Genomic DNA, 20,648 nt, shown 5'->3' on the forward strand with positions numbered 1-20,648 from the left:
AACCCCCTCTAGTTTGTTTAGAGTACGAGCGCGTTGAAATCTGCGACACGCTTAATCGTCGTTGCAAGTCGGTTCATTTCATGGAGACGGTTTTGGCGGACCGCCTCATCATCACTCATAACCATTGTATGTTCGAAGTACATCATAATCGGTGATTCGAGTTGTTGTAGAAGGTCGAGCGCTTTCTTGTAATCTCCCATCTCGACAGCTTCGGCTGTTGCAGGAGCGGTCTGTTCAATCGCATCATGCAATGCAATCTCATGATCGTTCTCAAACAAGGAAGGATCGACATCTCCCGCTTCACCTTTTTTCGAAATGTTCACGACGCGCGACAATTGCTCAATCAACGCCTTCGCATCCGTCGATACAAATTCTTGAATCGCGTCTGCGCGAGCATCGAGTCGCACAACCGTCAATGAGGTCGTCAATACGGCGTCAATCACATCATAACGAACCTGCTGTTCTTGCAGGCGATATTTCAAGCGCAATTTGAAGAACTCATCTAGTTGTGCCTTAACTTGTTCTTTATCGGCTTCATAGAGTCCTGCTTCCAGTTGTAATTCGACAACTTTTGAAAGCAACGTGTCGATTGAGAGATCAATCTTCCAATCTCCAAGAATCTGAACGACACCTTGGGCCTGGCGACGAAGCGCGAACGGGTCTTGTGAACCGCTCGGAATCATCCCGATGCCAAAGAATGCTGCAATCGAGTCTAATTTGTCGGCAAGGGCAAGAACGGCACCCGTTGCCGTCTCTGGAGAAGCGTCCCCAGCAAAGCGTGGCATGTAATGCTCACGGATTGCCGCTGCCACTTCCTTGTCTTCACCTTGTTGGAGTGCATATTTCTCACCCATGATTCCTTGAAGTTCTGTGAACTCGTATACCATCTGGCTCACGAGATCAAATTTATGAATGGCACCGGCACGGCTTACTTTTTCAAGGTCTGCCTCGAACAACGGTGCAAGTTCCTGAGCGATTTTCGTCACGCGACGCGCTTTCGCACCAGTCGTTCCCAATTTTTCATGGAAGACGATGCGATCGAGACGTTCGAGCTGATCATCGATTTTCGTCTTTTTGTCTTCCTCATAGAAGAACACGGCATCCGCAAGACGGGCCCGGATGACTTTCTCGTTACCGCGCGCCACATTTTCAAGATGCTCGGCATTCCCGTTTCGTACCGTCACAAAATAGTTTTTCAATGTTCCGTCGAGATAGACCGGGAAATAACGTTGATGCTCTTTCATCGTTGTGATCAACACTTCCTCAGGCAATTCAAGGTACGCTTCATCAAATTCCCCAAAGAGAGCGGTCGGCCATTCGACTAAGTTTGTCACTTCCTCAAGCAAGTCGGCGTCGAGTGGAATCGTCCATCCTTGTTTCGTTGCAAGCTCTTGAATTTGACGTTCGATTTCAGCTTTACGCATCTCGTAGTTCGCCATGACAAAAGCAGACTCTAATGTCTGGACATATTCGGTAGGTGATGAGATGACCACGTCCCCTTCACTGAGGAAACGATGCCCACGCGTCACGTTATTCGTTTTCACGCCTTCGATTGTGAAGTCGATGATGTCTTGACCAAAGAGTGCGATCAACCAACGAATCGGACGCATATACCGTAGGCTGCTCGTTCCCCATTTCATGTTTTTCGGGAACGTCAAGCTACGGACCACATCTTCAAGACCGTTCAATAGCGAGAGCGTCTCTTGTCCCTTTTCATGACGTTCCGCGAAGACATACTCGACTCCTTTTTCTTCTGCGAAATAGAGATCTTCTACTGTCAATCCGCGGCCACGTGCAAAACCTTGTGCCGCCTTCGACCAGTTACCTTCCGCATCTTGTGCAATCTTTTTGGCAGGTCCACGAAGAGTTTCTGCCAAATCCTGTTGCGTTTCAGCCACATCACGAACGATGACAGCCAAACGACGTGGTGTCGAGTACACTTCGATTGAGCCAAAATCAACACGCGCCTCTTTTAAGAACGCGTCAACACGTTCCGCCAACTGTTTCTCTGAACGCAAGACATATTGAGCCGGCAGTTCCTCTAATCCAATCTCTAACAGAAGGTCACGCATTCAAGTCACCTGCTTTCTCTTGTTTCAAAAGTGGGAATCCAAGGCGTTCCCGTTCTTCAATAAATTTAGCGGCACACGCACGTGACATGTTCCGGACACGCTGGATGAAGCCGGTACGTTCCGTCACAGAAATGGCGCCTTTTGCGTCCAACAAGTTGAACGTGTGCGAACATTTTAGAATGTAATCGTATGCAGGGAAGACAAGGTTTTCTTCAAGCGCACGCTTCGCTTCTTTCTCATACGTATCAAATAACGTGAATAACATGTCGACGTCAGACAATTCGAACGTATATTTCGAATGTTCAAATTCTGGTTGATAGAAAATGTCGCCGTATTTGAATCCGTCTGTCCAGACAAGATCGAATACACTTTCTACTTCTTGAATGTATGACGCGAGGCGTTCAAGTCCGTATGTGATTTCCACGGCAATCGGGTCACACTCGATTCCACCGACTTGTTGGAAGTATGTGAACTGTGTGATTTCCATTCCGTTCAACCAAACTTCCCAACCGAGACCTGCTGCTCCGAACGTCGGGTTTTCCCAGTTATCTTCGACGAAACGGATGTCATGCTCAAGCGGATTGATGCCAATCAGTTCAAGACTCTCCAAGTACAACTCTTGAATGTTGTTTGGTGACGGCTTCATGATCACCTGAAACTGATGGTGCTGGTAAAGACGGTTCGGGTTTTCTCCGTAACGACCGTCAGCTGGACGGCGTGACGGTTCGGTATAACAGACGTTCCACGGTTCTGGCCCAAGGCTTCTGAGGAATGTCATCGGGTTCATCGTCCCGGCCCCTTTTTCCACATCGTACGCCTGCATAGTCAAACAACCTTTTGACGCCCAAAAGTTTTGTAGCGTGAGAATGATTTCTTGCACTGTCATGTGCTTCATTAATGACACCTCCAATAGTATTGAAACGACAAAAAACGCCCCTATGTGCCTAGCACATAGGGACGGGATTGATTCCCGCGGTTCCACCCTACTTGCCCCAATAATGGGACCACTCTTAAAAGATGTGGGCGCTCTGGAATCGCCATTCGCTCTTCTCATGATACCCGGCTCACACCGCCCCGGACTCGCTTCATTCATGACAGGAAGAGTTACTTTTTTCCTTCATCGCGCACGCTATTTCATTTGTCTAATCGTACATCATCGTATCGAATTCACTATAAAAAGTCAATCCTCATTCAGATGAAGTCGAATCATTTGATCGAGCACCCGCTTCGTCTTCAATCGTAGTCCACTATACGATTCCATATAAGCATCAAAGAGCTGGCGCAAAAGGACTCTGGACTCATCCGATAGCGGAACGTTCCGAAACTCTGACAATTCGTGCTTACTCATCAAATAAAGTAGTTTCGCCAATCGTTCGGACAGCCGAATCACACCTTCTTCTGGATGTCGCGCACATAAAAAGCCACCGGACGCGACAGAGAAGTACATGGGATCCGTCACATCTCCACAGCGCACGCATCCCGTCAAGACTGGGGCGACGCCTAATAGATGCAAAATACGTAATTCAACATAGTGCGTGATGACATCTGCGTCCATGCCCGCATTCAGTGCCTGCAAGGCATCCCGTAATATTCGAAACAATGGACGATTTTGGACACGATCCTCGACAGACCGATCAACAAGTTCTAACCAATACATCGCATATGCCATCCGTTCGACATCTTTTCGGATTTCAGGATAAGACGTCATGACGTCAGATGATTTTAACTGAGCGAGTCCTCGGCTAGACGGAAAGATATAGACACCTTCCACAAACGGCTGACTCGAGGCGTGAAACCGGCTACCCGGTTTCTTTGCACCCCGTGCCATGATCGCGACTTTGCCAAGTTCCTCTGTAAACAATGTCACGACTTTATTCGATTCCCCATAATTAACGGTACGAACGACGATTCCCGTGACTTTTTGTAACATGGCTCAATACTCGTCGTCGCGGAAACCGAGGTCACGAAGCTGACCCATCTTGTTACGCCAGTCTTTCTGCACTTTTACCCATAGGTTCAAATAAACTTTAGTCCCGAGAAGCGCTTCGATATCATGGCGCGCGACTGTTCCGATTTCACGAAGCATAGCCCCTTTTTTTCCGATGATGATTCCTTTTTGCGAATCACGCTCCACCATGATCACGGCTTCGACATCAATCATCTCAGAGTTCTCACGTTTCTTGATCGATTCGATGGCTACAGCAATCGAATGAGGGACTTCATCGCGTGTCTTATGCAACACTTTCTCACGAATCATCTCTGAGATAATGAAACGCTCCGGGTGGTCCGTTACTTGATCGGCCGGATAATACATCGGTCCTTCAGGCAACAATTTCTTGATCTCACCTAAGAGCGGTTCGACGTTGTTGCCTTGTAGCGCCGAAATCGGGACGTACGCCGCGAAATCCAATTCGTTCGTATATTGTTCAATCACTTTCGGAAGTTCATCTGGATGGATTAAATCGATCTTGTTCATGACGAGAATAATCGGTGTGTCGAGCCCTTTGAGTTTCTCAATAATAAAGTCGTCGCCAGCTCCACGCGGTTCCGTCACGTTCACCATGAAGAGAATCGCATCAACTTCGCGTAATGCGTTCGTCGCCACTTTCATCATGAAGTCGCCAAGACGGTGTTTCGGTTTATGAATCCCTGGTGTATCGATGAAGATGATTTGGGAATCATCGGTTGTGTACACACCTTGCACCTTATTTCGTGTCGTTTGTGGTTTATCCGACATGATGGCAATCTTTTGTCCGATCACACGGTTTAAGAATGTCGATTTCCCGACGTTCGGTCGTCCGATAATCGAGACGAATCCGGATTTAAAATCTTCTTGATACATAATGCACCTGCTTTCTCTATTTCAGAACTATTAGTATAGCATGTTCCATAGCCGTGGACCGAATATTATGAGCGCCGTTACGGCAGCACCAAGTGAAGTAACTAAAACGGCTCCTGCGGCAACATCTTTCGCTTGCTTCGCGAGTGGATGGACGTCTTCTGTCACGAGATTAACCGTTCGTTCGATTGCCGTATTCATCATTTCCATGCTAATAACGGCAATCACCCACCCGAACAAGATGACAATCTCGAGTCTTGTCGGCTGTAACCAGATGGAAAAGACGAATACGAGAAAAGCCGACAGGAGATGGAGTCGCATGTTCCGTTCCGAACGAACGGCATGGAGGATTCCCTCACATGCTACACGGAACGGTCTCACACGTTGCCTCGCTTCAACTCAAAATGAGTGAGCACTTCTTCTTGCCTTGCCGTCATCTCCGCTTCTTCCTCAGGTGTCATATGATCATACCCAAGTAGATGGAGGAATCCATGAATTGCTAAAAAGCCGAGCTCCCGCTCAAACGAATGACCATAGTCAGCTGCCTGTTCTCGGCATCGTTCTACCGAGATGACGAGGTCACCGAGAAGATGTGGCTCATCTTCATCGAGCATGAAATCCATCTCGTCATCCCCCATCTCATCAAATGCGAAACTGATGACATCGGTCGGGGCATCTTTGCCTCGCCATTCTCGGTTCACTTCATGGATTTCCGCATTTGTTAAATACGTGACCGACAATTCGCTCGGCTCTTCCACCTCTTCTAGTTGGGCGGCATGTTGTAAAATCGACTCGACGAGCTCGATTTGAGATGTAGTTAACAATTCATGTTCATCGTTCGAGATGATTTGCATGTAATTCTCCCTCTTTCTTTAATTCTGGGTATTCGATTCGTTCGTGGAACAAGCCGGTCAGTGTCTCACACGCACTCTCTCCGACGCGCCAAATTTCTTTCGTCGTCAATTCACATTCTTCGAACTGCCCATCCGCCAACTTGTCGCGAATGATTGTTCGAACGAGCATTCGGATTTTTTCTGGCGTCGGTTGTTTCTGCGAGCGGACAGCCGCTTCGATTGAATCGACGATCATGACAACGGCAGCCTCGCGCGATTGTGGCTTTGGACCTGGGTAGCGGAAACGAGACTCTAACACCTCTTTATCAGGATCTTCCTTCGCTTTAACGTAGAAATATTTCAATAAAGACGTTCCGTGATGCTGCTCTGCTATATCGATGATTTCTTTCGGTAACTTATAACGTCGCAACAGATCCGCTCCGTCATAAGGATGAGCCATAATAATGTCTGCCGATTCTTCAGGCGTCAAGCGATCATGAGGATTCCCGCCACCTTGTTGATTTTCAATGAAATGAAGGGGACGCTCCGTCTTCCCAAGATCGTGATAATAGCTTGCGACACGTGCGAGAAGACCATCTGCGCCAATCGCCTCACATGCGGACTCTGCCAAGTTCGCCACCATCATACTATGATGATACGTACCAGGTGCCTCCATTAAAAGTTTCCGCAGCAGCGGATGCGTCGGACTCATCAATTCTACAAGTCGACCAGAAGACAAGACGCCAAACCACGGTTCCAAAAATGGCAGGAAGCCAAACGTCAAGACAATGGAGAGCAAGGCGCTAATGACGGCAAATCCAGAAAGATACATCGCCATTTCCCAGGAAACTTGCACGTTCCGAAGTAAGAGTAACGCGATGACCATGATGATGTTGACGAAACCGAGCAACACCCCTGATAAGAATAGTCGCTTCCGCTGAATTTTCGGTTCAACTAAAAAGACAGCTAGAAAACTACCCGTCGCCACATACACGAGCGTCATGAAATTCGTGCTCTGTCCGAATGTGACAACGACACTCCCGGCAATCATCGTAATGAAGGCCGAGGCGAGCGCAACTCGTTCATCGATCAAGATGCGTAGAAGCAATACGACGAACGCTGTCGGCGCTAAAATATAGGCATATGTCGTAAAATCGACACCGATGTATCCGACACCAAAAAAGATGCCGAGTTGTAAAAGTAGCAAGCCATAGACCGTCACTAAGATTTTCGGACTCAGTAACAGGTCTTTGATTTTCGAGCGGATGAGCATGAATAGAAACCCACCGGTCAACAATGCGCTGAGCAAGAATGACCCGAATAATGGTGCAAGGGAACGATTCGGATCGATGGCTCCAGATAGCTCTAATTTCCGATATATCTCTCGAGTCACCACCTCACCTTGACTGACGAGTAACTGTCCTTCTTGAATGATGACAGGATCGACAGCATCGACGGCCTCTTGTTCTTTTTGACGGGTCGCCTCAGAGTCAAATACATAGTTCGGTACGATGAGTTCATCGCTTAACGTTTTCGAAATGGCGCGGAACTCAAACGAGAGCGGCGATTGATCGATAATCGCTGCTGCTCGGTCTCGAGCCGCAGCGACCGCTTCATTACTCGTTTCAATCCGGTCGTCCATCACTTGTTGTAACGCGGTGACTGTGACATCTTCTACCGTTTGTCGGGTATCTTCACTCGCTTCAAGCAACGAATTCAACTCTTCATCAGCTAATACACCGTTCGCCTCTGTAGAATTTAGACGGTTTTTAATATCCGCCAGTTCAGTCTCCTCATCCGTTTGGTCGAATGCTGCGAACAACTGCTCGACTTTAGCGATTTGTTGGTCTGCAAATTCTTTTCTCAAGGAGAATTGACTGCCGACACCATTTGTCACTTCTTGTTTCAATCGTTCGGTCGCAACACGGTCCTCAACAGTGATCGGAGACCGAATATCCTGTTCGGCAATCCCAAGCGGTTCCACACTGATGATGGATGGGCGCACGGTAAAGTATAGAATGGCGCCTAATAAGAGAAAGAAAATCAACGAGATGGTCGCGACTGTCCAGTTTTTAGCTTGCTGCATTCGTGCCCCCCCCTTTTCACGATCTGGTGACCTCACACGTACATTTAAGTGAGGTCCGTACTATAGGCGTTGATGATTTTCTTAACGAGCGGATGACGGACGACGTCAGACGCACTGAAGTGTTCAAAATGAATACCATCCACGCCTTCTAACAGGCGTAACGCTTCCTGTAACCCCGATGCCTTGCCTTTCGGTAAATCGACTTGGGTCAAATCCCCTGTGACCACCATTTTCGATCCAAAACCGAGTCGCGTCAAAAACATCTTCATCTGTTCTTTTGTTGTATTCTGGGCCTCATCCAAGATGACGAACGCATCTTCTAACGTGCGTCCACGCATATAAGCGAGCGGAGCCACTTCAATCGTGCCCCGTTCTAACAAACGGTTCGTCTGTTCCACGCCATACACATCAAATAGGGCGTCGTATAATGGGCGGAGATATGGGTCCACTTTCTCTTTTAAATCTCCCGGTAAAAATCCAAGGTTCTCTCCCGCTTCAACGGCAGGACGCGTCAAGATGATCCGTTTGACTTGCCCTTCTTTTAAGGCACGCGCCGCAAGTACGACAGCTAGGTACGTCTTTCCTGTTCCGGCTGGTCCGATACCAAAGACGAGATCACGTCGTTCAATCGCGCGAACATACCGGCTTTGACCTACTGTCTTGGCACGAATCGGTTTCCCCTTATTCGTCGTAAAAACAACTCGTTCATAATGTTCGAGCAGTTCATCTCCCTTTCCGACTTGAATGTGCTGGATGACGCTAATGGCATCACTTTCATTTAGACGTGCACCTTTTTTCACTAACGTCTGCAAGGTGATGATCACTTGTTTCGTTAATTCAAGAGCCTCAAGTGTATCGGCTTGAATAATCAACTCCTCACCCCTTGGGATGAGTGCCACTTTCAATTCTGTTTCAATCGCCTGGAACACTTCATCTTTCGGTCCGAGTAAAGCTTGTGCTTCGTTCGCATGTTCCATGACGAATGGTATTTTATCAGTCATAATCAATGGATGCATTGCCCCCTCATTAAAATCGGTTATTCCTCTTTTACTTTAGCACTATCACGCCTATCGTGAAAGAAAGACCGCGTAATTTTCCACGCGCAAAAGGCAGTAACATGACGTCACTGCCTTCTGTTCACTTCTTCCGTTTCGAGATAGGAGGTTGTAATACCTCACTCCAAATGACAGCTTCCCGCATTCGCTTTTGTGAAACGTTCAGTTGTCTCGGTTTCTTTTCCTTTTGAATCGGTGGAATTTTAACCGCTTGTTCGAATTGCGCGCTCACTTTCGGCATCTCGACATGACGTTCACGTGGAGCCGGTCGTTCTTCTACCGTTCGAGCGACTCGACGCCTCACCTTTTGTGGTGTCGGTTTTTCGTCCGAGTCATCGAATGCCGTTTCAATCTCTTTCATGACGTCCCCTACCGAATCCAAATAGCGTTTCAGTTCACTGCTTTGAGGACGGTCTCCAGAGGACGATGATTTTTCGAGCCGTTTCATCACTGCCGAGGCAATTCCGAAGGCGGCTAACAAGAGTACCCATAGTCCATCCATATCAATCACTCATTATCTGATTCAGAATCGACAGGTGCCCCAATCGCTTTTCGCATTTCTGTATCCGCTTGAACGTTCAAGTAGTTCACGTAATCCATGACACCAAGCTTTCCGTTTCGTAACGCTTCTGCCATCGCGAGTGGGACTTCCGCTTCGGCACCGACAACTTTCGCACGCATTTCTTCTACTGAAGATTTCATTTCTTGTTCGCGCGCAATCGCCATCGCGCGACGTTCTTCCGCCTTCGCTTGAGCGATTTTCTTATCTGCTTCTGCTTGGTCCGTCTGCAAGACCGCGCCGATGTTCTTACCGATATCGATGTCGGCAATATCGATCGAAAGAATCTCAAACGCTGTTCCTGAATCTAAACCTTTTGTGAGGACAGTCCGTGAAATCATATCCGGATTCTCTAGTACGTGCTTGTGGTTGTTTTGTGAACCGATTGTCGACACGACCCCTTCACCGACACGGGCGATAATCGTTTCTTCCCCCGCACCACCGACGAGACGATCGATATTCGCACGTACGGTAATACGTGCTTTCGCCTTCACTTCAATCCCATCCATCGCGACACCCGCAATAAATGGCGTTTCAATGACTTTCGGGTTAACTGACATCTGTACAGCCTCGAGCACGTTACGTCCTGCTAAATCGATGGCAGCAGCCCGTTCGAATGACAATTCAATATTCGCACGGTGCGCCGCAATCAATGCGTTCACAACGCGGTCTACGTTACCACCAGCCAAGAAGTGACTTTCAAGTTGGTTCGTGTTTAATTCAATTCCTGCTTTAACCGCTTTAATCAACGGGTTCACGATTTTCGAAGGAATAACGCGACGAAGGCGCATTCCAATCAATGTGAAGATCGAGACGTGGACGCCCGCTGCAAACGAACTGATCCATAGTCCGACCGGTACGAACGTGAAGAATACGGCAAGTGCAATCAATCCTCCACCTGTAATGAGTAACGTTGTCAGTAATTCTGGTGTCATTCTGTTACATCCTCCTTCGGTTCTACAAAGCTTCGAACGACAATCCGTCCAGAATCCACTTTATAAACCTGAATTTTTGTCTGCTGATCGAGATAGCCACCTTCCGTCACGACATCAAGTCGTTCTCCGTCGATTTCGGCAGTACCTGCTGGGCGAAGTGGTGTCAAGGTGACTCCCACTTTGCCGAGAAGTTGTTTTCGATCTTCGTGGGACAAGTAGCCTTTTTCAGTCGATGTCGAATCCGTCAAAATCAACCCTTTATAAATGAGCGGACGATTCGTACTCAAGCGGCGGTATGCCCAAAAGCCGAGACCTGTTAGCACCGCTGCCGCGAGACCAATCGATAGCCACAGTTGACCGATCGTCGCACCAGCCATAATCAAACTCGCAACGACGGCTCCGATCCCAAGCAAACCGAACAATCCAAACCCTGCTACGAACACTTCAATTCCAAGAAGGACGACTCCGACAAAAAAGACTGTCAGAATCACTCCGAGACCAAATGTCATCGTCTTGCTACCCCCTTCCAAATTCAAAGCTATCTCCTATCTCTAGTGTATACGAAACAAGATTGAATGTGGTTTCAGAATACGCAAAAAAAAGCAGAAACTTTCGGTTTCCCGAAAAGTAACTGCTTTTTTCATCAATTCGTCAATTGTTGTTTGACGATTCGGTTCACAAGACCACCGTCTGCCTTGCCTTTGACTTGCGGCATGACGACGCCCATCACCTTACCCATATCTGATGGAGCGGCTGCATTCGTTTGAGCAATTGCTGCTTGGACGATGGCGGTCACTTCATCTTCTGAAAGTTGTTCAGGCATATAGGCTTCTAGGACGACAATCTCTTCTGCTACTTTGGAAGCAAGGTCTTCACGACCAGCGCTTTCGAATTCTCGGAGGGAGTCTCTGCGCTGTTTCATCTCTCGGTTGAGCACCGTGAGTTCCTCTTCCTCGGTAAGATCTTGACGACCTAGTTTGATAGCCTCATTTTGGAGCGACGCTTTGACCATCCGGATTGTCGTAAGACGATCCTTTTGTTTCGCGCGCATGGCTTGCTTCATGTCGTCCGTCAAGCGTTCTTGAAGACTCATGAGCCAACACCCTCTCTACAAATGAAACTGGAATCAGAATTTCTTACGCTTACGCGCAGCTTCTGATTTCAATTTACGTTTTACGCTTGGCTTTTCGTAGTGACGACGTTTACGAACTTCGGCAAGTGTGCCATCTTTCGAAACACCGCGTTTGAAACGACGAAGAGCGTCTTCAAGCGATTCGTTTTTACGGACACGAGTTTCCACTAGTTTTCCCTCCCTCCGAATTACACGACTAAGGAAACGTGTTTCACACGTCATATCATATTATAGTGAAATTAAGTCGTGTGGTCAACCACTTATTAATAGTCGCTGTCTGAACGTCCACCAGTGACAATCGCGATACCTGCTGAAGCACCGATACGTGTCGCACCAGCATCGATCATCGCTTTCGCACCTTCGAAGTCACGGACGCCACCTGAAGCTTTTACGCCGATGTCAGGTCCGACCGTCTCACGCATGAGGCGAATGTCTTCAACTGTCGCGCCACCAGTCGAGAAACCAGTCGATGTTTTGACGAAGTCTGCTCCAGCTTTCACTGAAAGTTCGGCAGCTTTTTTGATTTCTTCTTTTGTAAGCATGCATGTTTCGAAGATGACTTTGACGAGTGTACCGTTTGCCGCTTCGACAACCGCACGGATGTCACGTTCTACGAGATCGTAGTCAGCATCTTTGAGTGCTGCGATGTTGATGACCATGTCTACTTCATCTGCTCCATTGGCAATCGCATCTTTTGTTTCAAATGCTTTTACCTCAGGTGTGTTTGCACCAAGTGGGAAACCGATGACTGTACATACTTTGACATCATCATCTGACTTGAGTTGTTCTGCTGCATATTTGACCCATGTCGGGTTGACACAAACGCTTGCGAATTTGTATTCGAGCGCTTCTGCACAAAGTGTTGTAATTTGATCTTTTGTTGTTTCAGCCTTTAAAGCTGTGTGGTCGATATAACGGGCTAATTCCATGATTCATTTCCTCCTCTGACAAATAAGTCTGACATCTAACATATTACCATGTTTTGATGAGATGTAACAGCTTTCAAATCTAAATCAACTGACGACGTTTACGAGCGACGACCCAACTGTTCCAACTAAAGAAGAAAATAGCGAGCCAAATGCAGGTGAAGGCAAAGACATGGTATGCCGTAAACGGTTCATGGTACATGACGACCCCGATAATCAAGCTAAGTGTCGGTGCGATAAATTGAAGAAACCCGACAAGCGTGAACGGGATATGTTGTGCCCCGTACCCAAATAGGAGAAGAGGTAACGCCGTGACCACGCCCGTTCCAAGAAGGGCGATCCAAATGACAGGCGACATGTTATACGCAATATTGTCGGTGACAACTTGATTTCCGAGGAAGAGCAATGCCACCGGGACCACCGCCAGCGTTTCAATTCCTAGGCTGACCGTAGAAGCAAGAGGACGTCGTTTCTTCACCATTCCATAGAATCCGAACGTACTCGCCAAGACGAATGAAATCCACGGGAACGTGCCGTATCCTAACGTCAAGACGAGGACGCCAATTGATGCAATCCCAACGGCCATCCATTGGACTCGATTTAATGATTCCCGAAAGACGAGCACCCCTAACACCATACTGACGAGAGGATTGATGTAGTACCCGAGAGAAGCTTCAATGATATATCCGTGATTGACAGCCCATATGTATACAAACCAGTTGGCACTGACGATGAATCCGTTCAACATGAATGCGTTTCGTGTAGCCGGATGTCGAAGTGCGTAACCGAACTCTTTCCACTGATTTGTCCATCTCAGAACGAGCAGAATAAATAAAAATGACCAAACGATTCGATGTGCTAAAATTTGACCGCTCGGTACTTCTTGCAAAAATTTCCAATAAATCGGAAGGACGCCCCACATGACGTACGCCCCGATTGTCGTCCATACTCCCTTATTCACACGTTCACCCGCTCTCTTACAAGTTAAAGACAGTTTAGTCGATGAAAGACTCCCGATACAAGACTTTTGTTTCATGAAAAAAAGGCGCGAAATCGCGCCCTGACCGTTTATTGTTTCACTTGTTCAATTGCTGTTAATGCTTGTGCCAAGTCTTCGATCAAGTCATCAATGTCCTCAAGTCCGACCGAAATACGGACGAGCCCATCGGTGATGCCAAGTTCCGCTCTACGTTCGGCTGGAATCGAGGCATGTGTCATGCGTGCCGGAACACTAATCAAACTCTCAACCGCTCCTAAACTTTCTGCGAGCGTGAAGTATTTCGTCTTCGCTACCATCATTTCTGCCGCTTCCGCTGAACCGACATCAAATGCGATCATCCCACCGAATCCACGTGCCTGCGATAAATGAATCCGCTTCGCTTCCTCACTGGATACACTTGGATGGAGCACGCGTGATACAGACTCGTTCGACTGAAGGAATTCAACCAATGCTCGTGCATTCGATTCAATCTCTTCCATCCGAACAGCCAACGTCTTGATTCCCCGTACAACAAGGAAGCTATCTTGTGGTCCAAGGACTGCGCCAACAGAGTTTTGAAGAAACGCCAAAGCTTCGCCCTGCTCTTCCGTTCGCGCGACAACAAGTCCCGCTACGACGTCACTATGTCCGCCTAAGTACTTTGTGGCACTGTGAAGGACGTAGTCTGCACCAAGATCAATCGGATTTTGGAAGTAAGGGGTCATAAACGTATTGTCCACGACGAGTAACACATCTGCTTCATCGGCAATCGTACGCATCGCCCGAATGTCCGTCACGTTCAAGAGAGGATTTGTCGGGGTCTCGACATAAATCATTTTCGTGTTCGCTTGAAGCGCATCCCGAACCGCTGCTTCATCGGATGTATCGACAAAAGTTGCTTCCAAGCCTCGTGACTGAAATACTCGATTGAATACACGGTACGTTCCTCCATATACATCAGACCCGACGATGACGTGGTCTCCAGATTTCAATAACATAAGCACCGTCGAGATGGCTGCCATGCCAGATCCGAATGCAAATCCTTGCACGCCGCCTTCGATGTCGGCAATCAATGTCTCTAATGCCGTCCGAGTCGGGTTTGCTGATCGTGAGTACTCGTACCCTTCTCGCAAGTTGCCAATCCCGTCTTGCTTATACGTGCTCGTTTGATAAATCGGTGGCGTGACGGCCCCTGTCAACGGGTCCGTCGTTTTACCGCCGTGAATGAGTGCTGTCTTTGTACGCATGTTCTGCCTCCTTGACAATTCCTTGACTTAAATATCGTTCTGCACTATCAGGCAAGATGGTGACAATCGTGCCTTCCGTCAATTGATTCGCTTCTTTTACACATGCTGCAATGGCAGCGCCTGAAGAACTACCGATGAGCAAACCTTCCTGTTTCGCTAAATGTGCCACGTAGTAGAAGGCTTCCTCATCTGTAATGGTATGAATCGCATCGACGTAAGCCCTCTCCAAAAAGGGTGGCCATTTTTCGACGCCGATTCCTTCTGTTTTATGTGGTCCTGGTTCACCGCCATTCAAAATGGAACCGACCGGCTCTACGACGACAGTTTTCGTTCCAAGTGGCTTTAATGATTTGGCGACACCGGTGAATGTTCCACCTGATCCCGCTCCCGCTACAAATACATCAATTTGTGGCACATCTTTCAACAACTCATGTGAAAGGATGTCGACATAAGCATCCGGGTTATCCGGGTTCGAGAACTGTTCTGGGACATAGGCGTCATGTTCTTTGGCCAACTCAATAGCATGTGCGATCGCACCTTTCATGCCGAGTTCCGTCGGCGTGTTGACGACGGTTGCTCCGAGCAGTCGCATCAATGCCTGCTTCTCTTGACTGAATTTTTCAGGAGTGACCGTCATGAGTCGAATCCCGAATCGTTGGCAAGCGAGCGCAAGCCCGATCCCCGTATTACCTGCTGTCGGTTCGATCACCGTTCCACCGGGTGCCACATCGCCACGTTCGATCGCCCGTTCAATCAAATTCATCCCGAGTCGGTCTTTAACACTCCCACCTGGATTCATCATCTCGAGCTTCCCGTACACTTTGACATTTGCTGGTACAGGAAGCGTTCGAAGTTCAATGAGCGGTGTGTCTCCGATGAGTTCATAGACGTCACGGACAATCATCTTATGCCTCGTCCTTGAAGACGATATGCCATTCATCGCGTTTTGCGAGCATGTCTGCCGCTAATTTTTTGGCACCTTCGAAATCATGATGGTTCGCATTCCCACATTGAACAGGGTTTTGCGCAGGCAATTCCTCAGCGTTCATCGCATCACGCAACGTCGCTTCCACGAGGTCAAGCATTCGTTCGTAGTTCCCATCATTGAGCATTGTCCAATAGAAACCTGTCTGGCAACCCATCGGTGAGATATCGACAATGTCTTCGGAATGATTGCGACTGTTCTCGGCAATCAAATGCTCAAGTGAATGAACCGCGCGCATCGGCATGAGTCCTTCGTTCGGTTGAATGAAACGAATATCGTATTTATAAATCGTGTCAGCCGTCCCTTCTTTCACACCAGCTAAACGGACAAACGGCGCCTGTACTTTCGTATGATCCAAGTTAAAACTTTCAACATTATATGTTTTCATGAGTAATTCCTCCTCGTTATTTAGTGGCTATTACGAGCCAGACAAACTTGTTTTTCTGCGTCATCGTCACGTTGTATCCGTTCGCTTCTAACATGGAACGAATCGTTGACGTAAATGGATAGTATTCACGATTTAAATCTTCGACGAGGTCCGAGTACCCTTTCGCAGTCGCCCAATCGATGATGTCCTGACGAGCTGCTGGTGACTCAAACATCGTATCAAGCAACACGAACTTCGGGTGTTCCCAGTCTTCGACGTATCGACCAATGGCCGTGGCCTTTTCAGAATCTGTCAAGTGGTGAAAAGCATATGACGATACGATCGTATCTACATGTGATAACTTCGGATATCGGAGAAAATCACCTTCGAGTACTTCAATCCCCAACTTTTCAACAGCAATTTGTCGCATTTCCGGCGACGGTTCAATCGCAATCAACGGATGCCCTTTTATAATTCGACTGCTCAAGTTTCCTGTTCCGACACCAAACTCAAGTACCCTTCCTTCGACATGTAGGGCAACCTCATCGAGCATTTGCTCATAACCGATGAAGACTTCGTGATATTGCTCATCATGCCCCTCGACCGTCGTATCATAATCCTTTGCCCAATCCTTAAAGATGTCCATGAATGGTAAGTTCATATCGCTACCCCAATCTTAATTCTTACTAATTTGATATGTTTTATTGGTATTTAACTTTAACGTTACATTAACAGGTTTTTTTATTCATTTCAAGTCATTCGCTAGATTCACGCATCATATGCAATTGGATATAGGTCTTATGTGTTAGGTCTTTAGTAATTGTCAGAACATTAAAATTTGTGCAAAAACACTTACCTACTTTACAAATAAATCCACTCTTTTTTATCTGAATAGCGATATGATAATTCTCAATGTAAGTCTATGCTTTATTTTTTACAGGTAATAACAAATTTTAGGGGGTCCATACGTTGTCACGAAAAAAAATCTATTTAAACGCTTCACTCGCCACATGTATAGCCTTGTCACCTGCACTGATTCAAGCTGGAACAACTTCTGTTTCAGCAGAAGCTTCCGTTAAACCGAAATTGGTTCTTGAGAAAAAACAGAAAAAAGTTCGGGTCGTTGTAGAGCTCGTCGGGGATCCTGCCATTGCCGAAGCCGCTCAAAAAGGGAAGAAATTTAATGAATTGTCGAAATCAGAGCAAAATAAGGCACAACAATCTGTTCAATCGGAGCAAAAACGTGCCAAGTCTGCCTTGAAGAAACAAGGCGTAACCGCTACACCGATTGAAGAGTTCACGACCGTCTTTAATGGCTTCTCTACATTCTTATCTACAAGTGAAATCGCCAAAGTCGAAGCATTACCTGAAGTGGCGACCGTTCACATTGTCAACGAGTACGAGCGCCCTGAAGTCAAACCGGATATGATCACGAGTAACGGCATGGTTCAAGCCGAACAAACGTGGGGAGATTACGGATTTGCCGGAGAAGGTACTGTCGTCGCTGTCATCGATTCTGGAATCGACCCTGAGCACCGGGATTATAAGATCACCGACGCTAAAACGGCAGAGTTGACTCAATCAGAAGTCAATCAAGCCATCACATCGTTCGGTCTCCCAGGCGAATACGTCAACGAGAAAGTTCCATACGCATATAACTACTACGATGAGAACGATGACATCAAAGATGATTCACCTGGCGCTTCAATGCACGGACAGCACGTTTCCGGTACAGTTGCCGCAAACGGTGACCTAGAAAACGGTGGGATCAAAGGTGTCGCACCGGAAGCACAAATTTTGGGATTGAAAGTATTCAGTAACGACCCGAACTATGCGTCTACATATGGAGATATCTACATCAAAGCAATTGATGATGCCATTAAACTCGGTGCTGACGTCATCAACATGAGCCTCGGATCAACAGCCGGTTTCGTCGATGCCGATTCTCCAGAGCAACAAGCCGTTCAACGTGCTGTCGACAACGGCATCTTTATGTCGATTTCTGCTGGGAACTCCGCATACTTCGGTCACGGATTTGACTTGCCGACTGCTTCAAACCCAGATACGGGCGTCGTTGGGGCGCCGAGTGTCAGTCAAGCATCTACATCGGTCGCCTCTCTTGAGAACGATCAAATTCAATTGGATGCATTCAGAGTCGGTGATGAGAAGATTGGATGGAAGAAACAAGACGGCCCTGCCTTCAAAGAAGGAACATACGACATCGTATATGTCGGAGACGGACAACCGGAGAATTATGAAGGAAAAGACGTAAAAGGAAAACTCGTCCTTGCTGTTCGCGACGGCGGTTACTTCTACTCGCAGATCCAAAAAACAGCTGAAGCGCAAGGCGCAGCAGGTGTCATCGTACGTGGTGCGGTCGGGCACGGCGATTATGTCTCGATGGCTCTCGATCAACCTCAAATTCCGATGGCTTCACTCAGCATCCAGGACGGGAATGAACTGAAAGACAAGTTAGCAGACGCTCCGCTTCAAGTGACGTTTGCCGGTGACCGCATCAGTGTCAATAACCGTTCAGCCGGTGCGATGTCTGATTTCACATCGTGGGGCGTCACACCGAACCTTGACTTCAAGCCAGAGCTTTCTGCTCCAGGTGGCCAAATTTTCTCTACGTTCAACGATAACCAATATGGGTTGATGAGCGGAACATCGATGGCAGCACCACACGTTGCCGGAGGGGCGGCCCTCGTCCTTGAGCGTGTGGACCGTGACTTCAAATTGAGTGGAAAAGCACGTGTCACGATGGCGAAAAACTTGTTACTCAACACGTCGAAGCCTGTCACAGATATCGGACCTTATAACCAAGAATTGAAACAATCACTCCCATACTCACCACGTCGGGCCGGAGCAGGTCTAATGCAATTGCATGCAGCCGTCACCTCTCCTGCTGTCGCATATGAGAAGTCGACAAAAGAAGCAAAAGTCGCTTTAAAAGAGTTGTCGAAGAGCAAAGCATCGTTCACGATCGTCGTCGAGAACACGTCGACTGAATCGTTAACTTATGATGTAGCCGCATCGTTGCAAACGGATCTCGCTGTCAAAAACAAAGACGGAATCGTTCAAAATGCGATGGAAGCGCAAGCACTTCAACAAGCGATCATTAAAATTAACGGATCAAACACAAGTAAAGTCACGTTGAAAGCAAAACAGAAGAAGGAAATTAACGTTTCAATCGATGTCTCGAAAGCAAAAGTGTTGAATCCTGAAACATTGGAAGGCACTGTATCCGCTAAATCTGTCTTTGAGAACGGCTATTTCGTCGACGGATTCCTTCGTTTGACTGATCCGCGCGGTACAGACGGTCATCCATCTCTCGTCGTTCCAATCGTCGGATTTGAAGGGGATTGGGGCAAAGCGCCGATCTTTGACGAGACAATCTATGGAGAAGGCGCATTCTATGGCGTCTCTGGATTGGTGGATGCAGAAGGAAACTACTTAGGTGAAAAACTAGATGAATCTGTGGCTAGCGAAGCGGTTGCCATTTCACCGGACGGAGACGGGTCGAAAGATACGGCTACTCCAGTCTTCTCGCTATTACGCAATGCGAAAGACATCAAATATCGCGTCGTAGATGAGAAAGGGAACGTCCTTCGCACCCTCAAGATGGAAGACGAATTGAGAAAGAACTACTTCGATGGCGGAAGTGGTGATTATTACTATTACGCAGCGGATAACGCTTGGGACGGAAAATTGAATGGGAAGATGGCGCCAAAAGGCACATATTACTATGAAATCGAAGCAAGCATCGATTACATGAAGAAACAAGCTCAAACGATGCGCATTCCTGTCAAAGTAGATTACATAGACCCACGCTTCACGCTTCGTTGGGACGACAACGTAGCAAGCGTCAAAGCGTCGGATGACTTTGCTGGAATCAACGGTATCGAATTCCTCATCAACGGGAAAGTCGTGGCAAAAGAAGCGAAAGCTTCAGCGAACTTCACACTTGAACAGCCGCTCGAGACTACAGATCAGCTTTCAGTTCGTGTGTCAGACAATGCCGGGAACGTGATCACTCGAAATGTTTCAACAGAAAATGATGCGGCCAAACCTGGTATCTTTGTCGATGCACCACTCGCCTTGTCTCCTTACGGTACATCCATCGTTCCATTGATCGGTCAAATCAAGGATGCCTCTGAAATCGCATCGTTCACGGTAGACGGGGTCGACGTACCACTCAAATATGACGCGTCAGCGAAACAATATACGTTCAATACGACACGCACATATAAGGATGGTTTCCACAAAGTCCGCTTTGTCGCAGAAGACACTGCTGGGAACGTGACGAACTTCGTCCGTCCAATCTTTGTCGACTCTACGAAAGCAACATTGTCGGTGACAAACGTACCGAAGAACGTATCGGCTAAACAGAAGTCTGTAAACGTGAAAGTTCAAGTAAAGGATAACTTCGACGAAATCAAGCTTCGGGTCAACGGGGACTTGAAATGGAACTATACGTTGAAAGAACCATACGCGATGCGTGCATTCTCACGCACGGGAACAATCACACTTCCAGTGACAGCGAAAGGAAAGAATACCTTCACGTTCGAAGTGACCGACCTTGCCGGGAACGTCACGAAAAAAGTAATTACAATTAACAAAAAATAAGCGATAC

General features: G+C 47.5%; 20 protein-coding genes. 1 reads left to right on the forward strand and 19 read right to left on the reverse strand.

Translation table 11 applies throughout. The annotated features are described in order from the left end of the window. Positions 1–17: 17 nt before the first annotated feature. The 19 genes from glyS to ACFO4U_RS05740 all read right to left on the reverse strand — a co-directional run bounded on the left by glyS (position 18) and on the right by ACFO4U_RS05740 (position 16,676). Positions 18–2,072, reverse strand: coding sequence for a glycine--tRNA ligase subunit beta (gene glyS / locus ACFO4U_RS05650; RefSeq protein ID WP_215243824.1), 2,055 nt, complete (start codon positions 2,070–2,072; stop codon positions 18–20). After that, positions 2,065–2,958, reverse strand: a complete 894-nt coding sequence (gene glyQ, locus ACFO4U_RS05655) for a glycine--tRNA ligase subunit alpha (RefSeq protein WP_196431848.1) — start codon at positions 2,956–2,958, stop codon at positions 2,065–2,067. The genes glyS and glyQ overlap by 8 nt, the downstream gene beginning before the upstream one ends. Before the next feature lie 294 nt (positions 2,959–3,252). Next, the gene (gene recO / locus ACFO4U_RS05660) at positions 3,253–4,002 is read right to left on the reverse strand and encodes a DNA repair protein RecO (RefSeq protein ID WP_078147154.1); all 750 of its coding nucleotides are present in this window, start codon (positions 4,000–4,002) and stop codon (positions 3,253–3,255) included. Positions 4,003–4,005: 3 nt separating this feature from the next. Then, entirely contained in the window at positions 4,006–4,914 is a 909-nt protein-coding gene (era, locus tag ACFO4U_RS05665) for a GTPase Era (RefSeq protein ID WP_215243823.1), read from the reverse strand. 30 nt (positions 4,915–4,944) lie between these two features. After that, positions 4,945–5,292 carry a diacylglycerol kinase family protein gene (locus ACFO4U_RS05670; protein ID WP_214690743.1) on the reverse strand — a complete coding sequence of 116 codons (348 nt, stop codon included), beginning with the start codon at positions 5,290–5,292 and terminating at the stop codon, positions 4,945–4,947. Next, a complete protein-coding gene (gene ybeY, locus ACFO4U_RS05675) occupies positions 5,289–5,765 on the reverse strand; it encodes an rRNA maturation RNase YbeY (protein WP_074036606.1) in 477 nt (158 codons plus the stop codon). Before ybeY ends, ACFO4U_RS05670 begins: the two co-directional genes overlap by 4 nt. Then, the gene (locus tag ACFO4U_RS05680; RefSeq protein WP_012726650.1) at positions 5,743–7,830 is read right to left on the reverse strand and encodes an HD family phosphohydrolase; all 2,088 of its coding nucleotides are present in this window, start codon (positions 7,828–7,830) and stop codon (positions 5,743–5,745) included. Before ACFO4U_RS05680 ends, ybeY begins: the two co-directional genes overlap by 23 nt. Positions 7,831–7,874: 44 nt before the next feature. Continuing rightward, positions 7,875–8,846, reverse strand: a complete 972-nt coding sequence (locus tag ACFO4U_RS05685) for a PhoH family protein (RefSeq protein WP_074036604.1) — start codon at positions 8,844–8,846, stop codon at positions 7,875–7,877. 121 nt (positions 8,847–8,967) lie between these two features. After that, entirely contained in the window at positions 8,968–9,387 is a 420-nt protein-coding gene (locus tag ACFO4U_RS05690) for a hypothetical protein (protein ID WP_196430876.1), read from the reverse strand. Positions 9,388–9,392: 5 nt separating this feature from the next. After that, complete coding sequence (gene floA, locus ACFO4U_RS05695; protein ID WP_012726653.1) at positions 9,393–10,379, reverse strand: flotillin-like protein FloA; 987 nt, start codon at positions 10,377–10,379, stop codon at positions 9,393–9,395. Further along, positions 10,376–10,888, reverse strand: a complete 513-nt coding sequence (locus tag ACFO4U_RS05700) for an NfeD family protein (RefSeq protein WP_031423231.1) — start codon at positions 10,886–10,888, stop codon at positions 10,376–10,378. The genes floA and ACFO4U_RS05700 overlap by 4 nt, the downstream gene beginning before the upstream one ends. 134 nt (positions 10,889–11,022) lie before the next feature. Beyond that, positions 11,023–11,472, reverse strand: coding sequence for a GatB/YqeY domain-containing protein (locus ACFO4U_RS05705; RefSeq protein WP_074036596.1), 450 nt, complete (start codon positions 11,470–11,472; stop codon positions 11,023–11,025). Between the two features lie 33 nt (positions 11,473–11,505). After that, positions 11,506–11,700 (reverse strand): 30S ribosomal protein S21, encoded by a 195-nt coding sequence (gene rpsU / locus ACFO4U_RS05710; RefSeq protein ID WP_029334745.1) that lies wholly within the window; start codon positions 11,698–11,700, stop codon positions 11,506–11,508. 74 nt (positions 11,701–11,774) lie between these two features. Further along, complete coding sequence (gene deoC, locus ACFO4U_RS05715; protein ID WP_012726656.1) at positions 11,775–12,440, reverse strand: deoxyribose-phosphate aldolase; 666 nt, start codon at positions 12,438–12,440, stop codon at positions 11,775–11,777. A gap of 79 nt (positions 12,441–12,519) precedes the next feature. Continuing rightward, complete coding sequence (gene rarD, locus ACFO4U_RS05720; protein ID WP_074036593.1) at positions 12,520–13,398, reverse strand: EamA family transporter RarD; 879 nt, start codon at positions 13,396–13,398, stop codon at positions 12,520–12,522. Between the two features lie 107 nt (positions 13,399–13,505). Further along, positions 13,506–14,663 (reverse strand): bifunctional cystathionine gamma-lyase/homocysteine desulfhydrase, encoded by a 1,158-nt coding sequence (locus ACFO4U_RS05725; protein WP_074036592.1) that lies wholly within the window; start codon positions 14,661–14,663, stop codon positions 13,506–13,508. Next, the gene (locus tag ACFO4U_RS05730; RefSeq protein ID WP_211782630.1) at positions 14,629–15,567 is read right to left on the reverse strand and encodes a PLP-dependent cysteine synthase family protein; all 939 of its coding nucleotides are present in this window, start codon (positions 15,565–15,567) and stop codon (positions 14,629–14,631) included. Before ACFO4U_RS05730 ends, ACFO4U_RS05725 begins: the two co-directional genes overlap by 35 nt. 1 nt (position 15,568) lies before the next feature. Further along, complete coding sequence (locus ACFO4U_RS05735; RefSeq protein WP_012726660.1) at positions 15,569–16,036, reverse strand: S-ribosylhomocysteine lyase; 468 nt, start codon at positions 16,034–16,036, stop codon at positions 15,569–15,571. A 16-nt stretch (positions 16,037–16,052) separates the two neighbouring features. After that, the gene (locus ACFO4U_RS05740) at positions 16,053–16,676 is read right to left on the reverse strand and encodes a class I SAM-dependent methyltransferase (protein WP_215243822.1); all 624 of its coding nucleotides are present in this window, start codon (positions 16,674–16,676) and stop codon (positions 16,053–16,055) included. A gap of 308 nt (positions 16,677–16,984) precedes the next feature. Here ACFO4U_RS05740 and ACFO4U_RS05745 point away from each other — a divergent pair, with 308 nt between their 5' ends. Next, positions 16,985–20,641, forward strand: a complete 3,657-nt coding sequence (locus tag ACFO4U_RS05745) for a S8 family serine peptidase (protein ID WP_215243821.1) — start codon at positions 16,985–16,987, stop codon at positions 20,639–20,641. Positions 20,642–20,648: the final 7 nt, after the last annotated feature.

This window comes from Exiguobacterium profundum, assembly GCF_042652865.1.
Taxonomy (GTDB): Bacteria; Bacillota; Bacilli; order Exiguobacteriales; family Exiguobacteriaceae; genus Exiguobacterium; species Exiguobacterium profundum.